The organism is Paraburkholderia sp. BR14320 (genome assembly GCF_040948665.1).
GTDB lineage: Bacteria > Pseudomonadota > Gammaproteobacteria > Burkholderiales > Burkholderiaceae > Paraburkholderia > Paraburkholderia youngii.
Map to the genome: position 1 here is coordinate 1 of NZ_JBFPKG010000091.1, position 11,725 is coordinate 11,725.

Here is an 11,725-nt window from a genome sequence, read left to right on the forward strand (position 1 = left end):
CGACACCTTCATGCGTGGTCGCGACGCCAAGCCGCGCGGCGCGCGCGAGACCGTCGGAGTTCGGATCGATGCCGACCATCGCCGCCATCTCCAGATGCCGGCCGTTGCGCATGATCTTGATCATCAGATCCGTGCCGATGTTGCCGGAGCCGATGATCGCGACTTTCAGTTTTTCGGAGGCCATATTGAGTCCTGATTCAAGCGGTAAACGTCGCACGCACGCTGCCGAGGCCTTCGATCTGCGCGCAGTAAGTGCCCGGCTCCTTGACGGCGGCCATCGGGCCAAGCGCGCCGGTCAGCACGACGTCGCCGGCGCGCAGCGGCGTGCCCAACTGGACCATGCGATCCGCGAGCCACACGGCGGCGTTCAGCGGATTGCCGAGACACGCCGCGCCGCTGCCGCGCGAGAGCACTTCGCCGTCGCGCGACAGCGTCATCGCGCACGCGGTGAGGTCGATCCGCGACAGCGGCACCGGCCGGCTGCCGAGCACGAACAGCGCGCTCGACGCGTTGTCCGCCACCGTATCGACGAAGCGGATGTCCCAGTTCTCGATGCGGCTGTCCACGACCTCGATCGCGGCCAATGCGTACGCACTGGCGCGCAGGATGTCCACGAACGTGTGCTTGTGGTGCGTGAGGTCGTGTTCGAGCACCAGCGCGATTTCGGCTTCGACCTTCGGCTGGATCAGCTTCGACAGCGGCATCGGTTCACTGTCGCCGTAGGCCATGCCGGCGAACAGCGCGCCGAAGTCCGGCTGATCGACGCCAAGCTGCTTCTGCACGGCGAGCGACGTCAGACCGATCTTGCGGCCGACGATGCGCTCGCCGTTCGCGACGCGCAGATCGACGTTCGCCTGCTGCACTGCGTAAGCGGTAGCGATGTCGTCGACGGGGATATCTCCGCGTACGGGCGAGATGGTCTGGCGCGACGCTTCAGCGTTGCGCAGACGCGAGGCCAGCGCATTGACGACGTTGGCATCATGCATGTTCATGTTTCTCCCTGGGTTGAGGCGTGTCGGGATACGGGTAGGCGGCATTCGTCGCCTACCCGTTCGTCGACCGATGTCACTTAGTGCGGCGTGTCAGGCAGGAACCGCAAGACCGCTGACGTCGGCGCAGGCGACGAAGCGATCGGGGCGCAGCGCGACTGCGCGCGCACCGTACTTGCGCAACCATGGGCGCAGTACGCCGTCGAGGTCGACGAATTCGTCGCAGCCCTTGGTGTGCTGATCCTGCTGGCGCAAAGCGATGTAGCGGGCGCCGAGCTGGTCCCACGCCGCTTTTTCAGCGGGCGAGAGCAGCGTGGCGGGATCGACGTCGTCGCCGAGCAGCACGAAGCCGTCGCCGAGCAGGTCGTCCAGCCGTGCCATCACCCCGCGGTTATCGCCGACGACGGGTTGCGGCACCATGCGGCCCACGATGCTGTCGTTGGCGAGCGGACCGCGCAGCCAGCCGGCTTCCAGCACCGGCGGCGCGATGAGCGGCTGCTCCGGCGCGTCGGGCGGAGGCGGTGCGTTGAGCGCGGCCTGTTCTTCTTCGGAGAGTTCCTGCTTGATGATGCGGCCGAGTTGCACGGCAAGGCCGGTGTAGAACGCCGCATTGGGCCGGCGTTCCGTTTCGTAGGTGTCGAGGAATTGCTCGGGCAGCGTGCCCTTGAGCACACCAGCGAGCTTCCAGCCCAGATCGAACGCGTCGCGCATGCCGGTTTGCATGCCCGCGCCAGCCCAGGGCGGCATCAGATGCGCCGCGTCGCCCGCGAGGAATACGCGCCCGACACGCCACTTGTCGGCCATCCGCGTATGGTGGCGATAGAACGCATACTGGTGGATTTCGACGTCGTCCTCGGTGACGCCGAGTGCTTTCAGCAGCGGCCAGACTTCTTCGTTCGTCGCGAAGTCCGCTTCCGACTCGGTAGGCTTCAGCGGCAATTCCCAGCGATGGTTGCCGCCAGACAGCGCGATGTCCACCACCGGCCGTTCCTTGTCGGACCAGAACGTCAGCAGGTTGCGGTCCGGCCACCAGCGCTTGACGCGGCAGTCGATCACGATCCACTGCACGTCGAGCGTATCGCCGAGCAGCTTGACGCCGAGCTTGCCGCGCGTGGCACTGCTGCCGCCGTCGCAGCCGATCACGTAGCGCACGCGGGTCTGTTTCGTTTCGCCCGTCGAGAGGTCCTTTGCGGTTACCGTGACGCCGGTTTCATCCTGCTCCAACGATACGACTTCGAAGCCGTAGTGGACGTCGATGTACTCGGCGTGCTTCGCCGCGCATTCGCGCAGCGTCGACTCCATCGTCGGCTGATAGATGTTGAAAAAGCGCGGCTTGATGCCGAGCGTCGAAGGCGGGTGCTCGATACGCAAGATCTCGGTGCCGTCATAGCGCATCCAGCGTAGCGCGCGTTGCGGATCGATCTGCTTCAGGACCGGTTCGTCGACGCCGAGGTTCTGGAAGATGCGCATCGTCCAGTCGTTGACGGTGACGGCGCGCGCACGCTGGTAAATGTCTTTGTGTTGCTCGAACGCGATGGTGGAAATGCCGTGTTTCGCGAGGGTCAGCGCGGCGATCACGCCGGTCGGTCCATAGCCGACGATGGCAACCTCGGCGTCGTACTCATTGGTCATATCTTGTCTCCACTAGATATTCTGGATGTTCACGGTGGCAGCGGGATGCGCGTGTTCGCAGCACAAGGGCCCGCGATGACGGCGACCGCCGCCCGTCGCCCGCTTTTTAGTTATTCAGGAAGTCGATGACGAGGCGGTTGAATTCGTCGGCGTGTTCCCACTGAGCCCAGTGGCCGCACTGCGGCAGGATATGGAGTCGCGCATCCTGCAAGGTATTGATCATGCGCAGGCCGTGATCGAGAGGCACGAAGCGGTCGTCGCGGCCCCATGTGATCAGCGTCTTGTGAGCGATTTGCGGAAACCGTGCGGACAGGTCCCATGTCGTCACGGGGCAAAGCTTCGAACTCGCGATGAAGTTCTTCAGGTGATTCAGATTCGACTCGATGTTGTTCCAGCGTCCGCGGCGCAACTCCTCGGTGATTGCGCCAGGCCAGTACACGAACACTTCGAGCATGGCCTCGAAGTTCTCATAGGTGGGTTCCGCATAGAGCTTGAACATGCGTTTGATGCCTTCGCCCGGCTGAGGCTGGAGGATGCTCGGACCCTGAGCGCCCGGTCCCATCAACACCATGCGATCGAGGCGTTCCGGATACTCCAGTGCGAAGCTCAATGCCGAGGCACCGCCCATCGAGTTGCCGACGAGATGCACGTTGGCGATGCCGAGCGCGTCGAGCACCCCTTTGGTCGCGCGCGCGTTCAGCAGGTTGCGCGGCACGTCGCTGACGATCTCGCCTGATTTATTGAAGCCGGGGCTGTCGATGAGCAGCACTCGAAACCCCGCGTTCACCAGCGCGTCGACATTGCGGTAGTAGTTGCTCCAGCCGCTCGCGCCGGGCCCGCCGCCGTGCAGCATGGCGACGGCCGGGCCGTGGCCGGCGTCGTTGAAATGGATTGTGAAGTTCTCGAGACCAGGTTCGTTGATCGTCACGAACTTGCTGGTGTTGGCTTCGGTCAAGGTCATGCTGTGGCTCCAGGAATATGGTCTTGCAGTCAAGCTAGGTGATGAGTCGGGATTCAATGCGCGTTGGGGGCGGGCGCGCCGGGCGGCGGATTCAGTTTGTGTCCCCAGTCGCTGAGTTCGGAGTAGCGCTTGATTTCCCATGTGTCGTCGTCAACCACGATGCCGCCCGCGCCGAATTCGATCGCGAAACCGGACGGCGAGATCATGTAGAACGAGAACATCTGGTCGTTGGGGTGATGGCCCAGTTCCATCAGGATCGGCACGCCGGCCTGCTTGCAGCGGTCGTAGGCGAGGCCGACGTCGTTCGCGTCGGTGCACTCGACCATGATGTGGTGGATACGTTTGGGGACCGGGAACGGAACGTCCGCGACCGCCATCGAGTGATGACGTCCGCTGCGAGCGTGAAAGAACGTCACGTCGAGGTTCACGCCCGGCGCGGCTTCACCGGTGATGGAGTCGCTGAGCTTCAGTCCGAGCACGTCCTGGCAAAACGCCTTGGCGCGCGCACTCTGCTTCGGTACGGTTACGAAGTGGCCAGCACCCAGGCGTCCGGTGCTGAATGCTCCGCGCAGTACCGAGGAGCGGAACGCGTCGCGTGTGTGAGCGCGGTACGCGCAGCTATAGAACTCGTGGCTGATGCCGTCGGGATCGTGGCATACGAACAGGCGGGCTACGCGGCGCTGTTCGGCGATTTCGCGATCCGCTTCGACGACTCCTGCTCCGCGGGCACGCGCCTGATCGACGAACGCGTCGAGCTGCGCATCCGTTTCGAATTCCCAGCCGGCGGCGAGGAAGTCGTCGAGCTCGCTCTTGACCAACAGGAAGCGCTGCTCGTAGTCATCCATACGCAGGCCGAGCGAATCGCCGGCGACGCGCCTGCCCACCTGCAAACCCAGTACGTTGACGGCGAACCCCTCCCATGCTGCCAGGTCGCTTACGCCAAGGACCATATACCCCAGTGTCGACACGCTGTGCATAGCTCTCCCTATGTTCAAGTTCTGATGACGGGCCATTGGCCCGGAAATGTTGCGAAGCACTCTGCGGTGCGTGCCCGTGTCTCGATCGGGCGATGAGGAGCAACGCCCAATCCGGACGATGGTCTGGCTCATTCCCACAGTTGGAATTAGTGTACCGATCGGTCCAATCGCAGACAGCCAGGGCAAACCAGTAATGAACCGATCGGTCCAATACGTGAGAAAAGGGGGCGAAGCGGTATACTTTTGGGATGGAAAACACACAGCAAATTGGCAATCGACGCGGCCAGCGATCGCGCCAGGAAATTCTCGACGCGGCTGCCCGCGTGATGTCGGCCTATGGCTACACCGGCACGTCGATGTCGGCGCTGGTCGAAGCAACCGGAATCCCGAAGAGCGCGATTTATCATCATTTCGGCTCCAAGGCCGGGCTGTTGGCGGAGGTGATGGCCCAAGGCGCGCGGGGCTTCTTCGCCGCGATGCGCGAAGCTCACCAGAATCCGCCCGAAGGCGGCACGTCGCGCGAGCGTCTGGGCTGGTATCTGAAGAAGACGGGGGAGGTGTTTCAGCACCGCGAGAACTTCCTGCGCCTCCTGGTCGTCATGGTGATGAGCAACGAGGCCGCGGAGCCGGAGGCGATTCAGACGGTGGTCGAGGTACGCAACGAAGGCCGCGACTACATGCGGGAAATGATCCGCAGCGCGTTCAGCGCTGAAGGCGACGCCGCCGCGTCAGCGGTCGCCGATGAACTGGCGTATTTCGGCATGCTCGGTTTCGACGGTGCTTTCGTCTCCTTTCAATCTGGCGACAACAGATCGATGGAAACACACATGGCGCAACTCACCGATGCGCTGATTGCGCTAGGCGAAGCGCGTGCCGCGTCGTTCCGGGAAGCGACACGGGCAGCGGGGCGCAAGCGCGAGGCTAAACCGGCGAAGGACTCTGGCAGGCTGGCGGAGAAACGGCCGAAAAGCAAAGCGGTGCAAAAAGGCGGCATCGCTGGCTGACTCGGCCTCGGGGCGTTGGTGTACGGGACGTTGAACGCGTGGAGCGGCGTTGCGCGGACCCCGCGCGCAGCGCCCATCATCGATGCTTACAGGTTCGCGCCCCGCAGATCGACGACGCGTTTCGCTTTGCCGGTTCCGGTCATTGGAATATGTCCGGCAAGCGCGACCGAGACCGTCGTCGACACGCCGACCATCGTCTTGATGCGATGCTGCAGTTCGCTCGCGAGCGCTGTGCGATCGTGGTCGCTCAACGACTCGCCGACTTCCGGCCGCGCTTCGACGCATACGGCCAGAGAATCCAGATGCCCATCGCGTTTGACCGTCAATTGATATTGCGCGCTCAGCTTGGGCATCGCGAGAATCAGCTCTTCGATCTGGCTCGGGAACACGTTGACGCCTCGAATGATCAGCATGTCGTCCGAGCGTCCGGTGATCTTCGCGAGCCGGCGCATCGCGCGGGAAGTCGGCGGCAACAGCGAGGTCAGATCGCGCGTGCGATAGCGGATGACCGGCATGGCTTCCTTCGTCAGCGAAGTAAACACGAGTTCGCCTTCGCTTCCATCCGGCAGCACCTCGCCGGTAACGGGATCGATGATTTCCGGATAGAAGTGGTCTTCCCAGATCACCGGGCCGTCTTTGCTTTCGATGCACTCCGCCGCGACGCCGGGGCCCATCACTTCGGAAAGGCCGTAGATGTCGACCGCGTCGATGCCCGCCCGCGTTTCGATTTCACTGCGCATGGCCTGGGTCCAGGGCTCGCCGCCGAAGACACCGATCTTCAGCGACGATTCGGCCGGATTCATCCCTTGCCGCGTCATCTCGTCGATGAGATTGAGCATGTAGGACGGCGTAACCAGAATGATCGACGGTTCGAAGTCACGGATCAGCTGAACCTGCTTTTCCGTCTGGCCGCCGGACATCGGCACCACCATGCAGCCGAGCCGCTCCGCGCCGTAGTGAATGCCCAACCCGCCCGTGAACAGGCCATAGCCGAACGCGTTGTGCAGCGTGTCGCCGCGACGGCCGCCGGCAGCGCGGATCGAACGCGCGACGATGTCGGCCCAGGTATCGATGTCGCGTGCCGTGTAGCCCACGACCGTCGGCTTGCCCGTGGTCCCGCTCGATGCATGCACACGCACCACCTGGTCGCGCGGCACCGCGAAGAGACCGAAGGGATAGTTGTCGCGCAGGTCCTTCTTCGTCATGGTCGGAAACTTTGCCAGATCGGAGAGTTCCTTCAGATCGTCCGGATGCACGCCAGCGGCATCGAACGCCTTGCGGTAATGCGCCACGTTGTCGTAGGCATGGCGGACGGACCATTTGAGGCGCGTCAGTTGCAGAGCCTGCAGCTCGTCGCGGCTGGCGCGTTCGATCGATTCGAGTTCGTCGGATTGGGGGATGCGTCGGACCATGGGAGTCTCCGGAATACTGGAATTGGGTTGATTCGAGTCAGGCTGCGCTGTCGATGGCAGGGCGGGCGTGCCATGACGCACGCGACCACGACAGTGCGGCTAGTAGCGGTGAAACGCGGTACCGGTCTTCACCGTAATGGGTGCAGAGATTGCTCAGCACCGTAGAGAACACAGCGACGCCCGCGTTATCCGCCCACTGCAGCGGGCCCAACGGATAGTTGACGCCTTTTTCCATCGCCAGGTCGAGATCCGCGGCCGTGCACACGCCCTGGTTGACTGCATCGGCCGCTTCGTTCACCAGCATCGCGACGGTCCGCATCACGATCATGCCGGCCACATCGGCCATCGGCACGACCGCGTAGCCCGCCGCCTGCATCGCGCCGACGACAGCCGCATAGGCCGAATCGCTGCATTGCCGCGCACGGGTGAGCGCGACCGTGCTGCAGCCGGCGTAGTCGAGCGCCAGGTCGACGAGCACCACGTTGTCGTGATTCATGTCGTGGGCGCATTGAGTCGCGGTGCGCCCGTCGGTCAGTCGCAGCAGCGCGTCGTCGATCTGGGCGACCACACCGTCGACGCGTTCCGTTTCGGGCATCGTCGCTGTAACGAGCCCGGCATCCAGCAGCCTTTGTTGAAGCCGCGCGATCACGCCGGACTGCGGGAACAGTTTGACGACCCGCGGAGAATCCGTGGGCGGCGCGAGCCGCGGGCTCGGGCGTGTGGCGTTCGGACCATATTCGTAGAAGCCACGTCCCGATTTGCGGCCCAGAAAGCCCGCGTTGACCAGTTCCTGCTGGATCAACGACGGCGTGAAGCGCGGATCGTTGAAATACGCGCGAAACACCGATTCGGTGACCGCGAAATTGACGTCGTGTCCGATCAGGTCCATCAGTTCGAACGGTCCCATCCGGAAGCCGCCTGCCTCGCGGATCACCTCATCGATCGACTCCGCACTCGCTGCCTGCTCGTTCAGAAGCCGCAGACCTTCGGCGTAAAACGGACGGGCCACGCGGTTCACGATGAAGCCGGGTGTCGAGCGTGCGTAGACGGGCGTCTTGCCCCACGCGGCGGCCGTCTCGTACACGCAGGTCGCGACGTCCTGCGATGTTGCGAGGCCACTGACCACTTCGACCAGCGCCATCACGGGCGCGGGATTGAAGAAGTGCATACCCACGAGGCGCGAAGCAATCTTCAGCGTCGCACCGATCGCCGTGACCGAAATCGACGAAGTGTTGGTCGCGAGAATGCAGGCGTCGTCCACGTGCTCTTCGAGCTCGGCAAAAATCTTGCGCTTCACTTCCAGCCGTTCGGCGACGGCTTCAATGACGAGCCCCGCATCGCGCATCGCGGCGAGCTGGTCGACCGCAAACAGCCTTCCGTTCGCTTGAGCGGCAGCCGTCGCGTCGAGGCGGCCCTTGTCGACGAGCCTCGCGAGATTCGAGGCGATGCCCTTAATGGCCTTGGCGACCGTAGCGGCATCGAGATCGAACAGCGCGACCCGGTGTCCGGCGAGCGCGGCCACCTGGGCGATGCCCGCACCCATCGCGCCCGCGCCGACGATGCCGACGATCGTGGAAGTCTTCAATGCGTTCGACATGCTAGTGGCTCCGCTCAAACGCGCTCGATTGCAATCGCGATGCCCTGGCCAACGCCGATGCACATCGTGCAAAGCGCGAAGCGTGCATTGCGGCGTTCGAGTTCGTAGGTCGCCGTGGTGACCAGCCGGGCACCCGAAGCGCCGAGCGGATGGCCCAACGCGATCGCACCGCCGTTCGGATTGACGCGGGGATCGTCTTGCGCGACGCCGAGCCGGCGCAGCACCGCGATACCCTGCGACGCGAACGCTTCGTTCAGTTCGATCACGTCGAACTGGTCGAGCGTCATGCCGAGGCGCGCAAGCAGCTTCTCGGTTGCCGGTGCGGGTCCGATGCCCATGATGCGCGGCTCGACGCCCGCCGTAGCCATACCGAGGATGCGGGCGCGCGGCGTCAGATGATTGCGCTTCGCTGCCTCTTCACCTGCGATGAGCAGCGCGCAAGCGCCGTCGTTGACACCGGAAGCGTTCCCCGCCGTCACCGTTCCGTTGGGGCGCACGACGCCTTTGAGTTTTGCCAGCGCCTCGAGCGACGTCTCACGCGGATGTTCGTCGCGATCGACCACGAGGGGCTCGCCCTTCTTTTGGGGAATGCGCACTGCGGTGATTTCCTGAGCCAGCGTGCCGTCGGCCTGAGCGCGTGCAGCGCGTTGCTGGCTGAGCAGCGCAAAGCGGTCTTGCGAGTCGCGGTCCACGCCGAAGTCGTCGGCCACGTTCTCCGCGGTTTCGGGCATCGAGTCGACGCCGTACTGGCTGCGCATCAGCGAATTGACGAAGCGCCAGCCGATCGTCGTGTCATGGATTTCGGCCGAGCGCGAGAACGCCGTCGCCGACTTGCCGACCACGAAAGGTGCGCGCGTCATGCTTTCGACGCCGCCCGCAATGTAAAGATCGCCATCGCCCGCGCGGATCGCGCGCGCGGCGCTGCCCACCGCGTCCATCCCCGAGCCGCACAGGCGGTTGATCGTGGAGCCGGGGACGTCGATCGGCAAGCCCGCGAGCAAGGCGGACATGCGTGCGACGTTGCGATTGTCCTCGCCGGCCTGGTTCGCGCATCCGTAGAGGACGTCCGCGACCTGCTGCCAGTCCACCGACGGATTGCGCTGCATCAGCGCGTGAATCGGCACGGCGCCGAGGTCGTCCGCGCGAACGTCCTTCAGTACGCCTGCATAACGTCCGAACGGAGTGCGAATGGCATCACAGATAAAGGCTTCGGTCATGGTGTTTTCCGGTAGAGATATTGAACGATTCAGGCTTTGCATCCGCAACAGGGTTGCGTGATGCGATCAGACATGGGCGGGTTCGCTCGGCGGCACGTGGCGCCGGACCTGGACCACGCGGAACCGGTTGGCGACGAAAGCCGCGTCGGTGAGCGATGCGTTGGCAGCCGGATTGCCGCCGGTGCCATGAAAATCGGAGAAGGCCGCGGACTGGTTCACGAACACGCCGCCCGTCAGATTCACGGAAAGCGCAACGCCACCGCGCAGTGCTGCCTCGTAGGCGGCGTCGACCACTTCCTCATTGGTGCTGTAGACCGACAACGTCAGTGCGCCGCGGGTCCTGGCAATCCGGCCGGCGAGTTCGACCGACTGGGCGGTCGAGTCCGTCGCGACGACGAACGCTATCGGGCCGAACCATTCCGCCGCGTACGTGGCTTCGTCTTTGCGGGCGTCCAGGCGCGCAAGCAGCGGCGTGCGCACTTCGGCATCCGGCCACTCGGAGTGGGCGAGGGTGCGGCTGTCGAGCAGCAAGGTGCCGACTTTGCGCGCGCGCTCGATGCGCGCCAGCACACCGGCGTTCTGGATCGCTCCGGTCACTTCGACTGCCTTGGCGGCATCCGCTGTCAGCTTGTTGACCGACTCGACGAGCGCTGCCGCAACGGCGTCGAACGACATGACGCCGTGCGCCGTCTTGATGCCGTCGCGCGGCACGTAGATGTTCTGGGGCGCGGTGCACATCTGCCCCGAGTACAGCGCGAGCGAAAACGCGATGTTGCGAACGGCGGGCCCGATGTCGTCCACCGAATCGATGATGATCTGGTTGACCCCGGCCTTTTCCGTATAGACGGAGGCTTGCCGCGCATGATGTTCCAGCCAATAGCCGTTGGCCGAACTGCCGGTAAAGTCGATCAGACGAACTTCCGGACGGGTGGCCAGCGCCTGAACGGTCAGTCCATCGTCGGGGTCGGTGGCGAAGAGCGTGACGACGTTCGGATCGAAGCCGGCTTCGGCAAGCACTTCGCGTGCTATCCGGACCGTGATCGCAAGCGGCAGGATCGCAGCGGGATGAGGCTTGACGACCACGGCGTTGCCGGTGGCGAGACTGGCGAACATCCCCGGGTAGCTATTCCACGTCGGAAAGGTGCAGCAGCCGATCACGAGGCCGATGCCGCGCGGCACGACCGTATAGTGCTTTGCCATCATCAGCGGCGGGTTCTTGCCTTGCGGCTTCTCCCAGTACGCTTCATCGGGAATACGGCGCAGTTCGTTCCACGCGTAGGCGATCGCTTCCAGCGCGCGGTCCTGCGCATGCGGCCCACCCGCCTGGAAGGCCATCATGAACGCCTGCCCGGTGGTATGCATCACGCTGTGCGCGATCTCGAAGCTTGCCTTGTTGAGTCGCGCGAGGATCTCGAGGCTGACCCCGATCCACGCCTTCGGTTCTGCCTTTCGCCATTCGGCTTGTGCCGTTTCGACAGCGGCGAACAGGGTGTCGGCGTCGGGCTTCGGATACCGCACGTTCAACTGCAAGCCAAACGGCGATTTTTCCTTGCCGGCCGTGCCGTTGTTGCTCGGCTGGTCGAGTTCGAAGTGCTGACCGAGATGACGTCTGAAGGCGGCTTCGCCGTCGGCCGCGGCGGTTTCGCCGTATGCCCTGGGACTCGGCATTTCGCTGAACGGACTCCAGTAGCCGCGAGTGTGGATCGCGGCCACCGCTTCGTTGAGAGTCTTCTGGTGCTTACTGAACAGTGAATGAGACATGAGATGGAACTCTGATCGAAAACAGGGGTGTCACGCGCTTGCGCTTATCGTTCGTCGTAACTGACGACGACCTTGTCGCTCACCGGATGACACTGACACGTCAGCACGAACCCGTCGCGGACCTCGTGTTCTTCGAGCGTGTAGTTCTTTTCCATCTTCACTTCGCCCTCGAGCA

At 63.9% G+C, this 11,725-nt stretch carries 9 protein-coding genes and 2 pseudogenes; 1 reads left to right on the forward strand and 10 read right to left on the reverse strand.

The window, feature by feature from the left end:
- The 5 genes and pseudogenes from AB3X89_RS37670 to AB3X89_RS37690 form a co-directional block, all read right to left on the reverse strand.
- Window positions 1–184 (reverse strand): annotated as a pseudogene (locus tag AB3X89_RS37670) (acetaldehyde dehydrogenase); the annotation flags it as partial.
- Between the two features lie 13 nt (window positions 185–197).
- Entirely contained in the window at window positions 198–986 is a 789-nt protein-coding gene (mhpD, locus tag AB3X89_RS37675) for a 2-keto-4-pentenoate hydratase (RefSeq protein ID WP_368587746.1), read from the reverse strand.
- Between the two features lie 96 nt (window positions 987–1,082).
- A complete protein-coding gene (locus AB3X89_RS37680) occupies window positions 1,083–2,621 on the reverse strand; it encodes a bifunctional 3-(3-hydroxy-phenyl)propionate/3-hydroxycinnamic acid hydroxylase (RefSeq protein ID WP_368587738.1) in 1,539 nt (512 codons plus the stop codon).
- Between the two features lie 106 nt (window positions 2,622–2,727).
- Window positions 2,728–3,582, reverse strand: coding sequence for a 2-hydroxy-6-oxo-6-phenylhexa-2,4-dienoate hydrolase (bphD, locus tag AB3X89_RS37685; protein ID WP_368587739.1), 855 nt, complete (start codon window positions 3,580–3,582; stop codon window positions 2,728–2,730).
- Between the two features lie 53 nt (window positions 3,583–3,635).
- Window positions 3,636–4,559 carry a VOC family protein gene (locus tag AB3X89_RS37690; RefSeq protein ID WP_368587740.1) on the reverse strand — a complete coding sequence of 308 codons (924 nt, stop codon included), beginning with the start codon at window positions 4,557–4,559 and terminating at the stop codon, window positions 3,636–3,638.
- Between the two features lie 248 nt (window positions 4,560–4,807).
- Here AB3X89_RS37690 and AB3X89_RS37695 point away from each other — a divergent pair, with 248 nt between their 5' ends.
- A complete protein-coding gene (locus AB3X89_RS37695; protein ID WP_368587741.1) occupies window positions 4,808–5,563 on the forward strand; it encodes a TetR/AcrR family transcriptional regulator in 756 nt (251 codons plus the stop codon).
- Between the two features lie 86 nt (window positions 5,564–5,649).
- Here AB3X89_RS37695 and paaK read toward each other — a convergent pair whose 3' ends face one another.
- From paaK to AB3X89_RS37720, 5 genes and pseudogenes are all read right to left on the reverse strand, one after another.
- Entirely contained in the window at window positions 5,650–6,975 is a 1,326-nt protein-coding gene (gene paaK, locus AB3X89_RS37700; RefSeq protein WP_368587742.1) for a phenylacetate--CoA ligase PaaK, read from the reverse strand.
- A gap of 37 nt (window positions 6,976–7,012) precedes the next feature.
- On the reverse strand, window positions 7,013–8,572 hold the full coding sequence (locus tag AB3X89_RS37705) for a 3-hydroxyacyl-CoA dehydrogenase (RefSeq protein WP_368587743.1): 1,560 nt from the start codon (window positions 8,570–8,572) through the stop codon (window positions 7,013–7,015).
- A gap of 14 nt (window positions 8,573–8,586) precedes the next feature.
- Complete coding sequence (pcaF, locus tag AB3X89_RS37710) at window positions 8,587–9,789, reverse strand: 3-oxoadipyl-CoA thiolase (RefSeq protein ID WP_368587744.1); 1,203 nt, start codon at window positions 9,787–9,789, stop codon at window positions 8,587–8,589.
- A gap of 66 nt (window positions 9,790–9,855) precedes the next feature.
- Window positions 9,856–11,550: a phenylacetic acid degradation protein PaaN gene (gene paaN / locus AB3X89_RS37715; protein ID WP_368587745.1), complete on the reverse strand. Its 1,695-nt coding sequence runs from the start codon at window positions 11,548–11,550 to the stop codon at window positions 9,856–9,858.
- 44 nt (window positions 11,551–11,594) lie between these two features.
- A pseudogene (locus AB3X89_RS37720) lies at window positions 11,595–11,725 on the reverse strand (phenylacetic acid degradation protein); the annotation flags it as partial.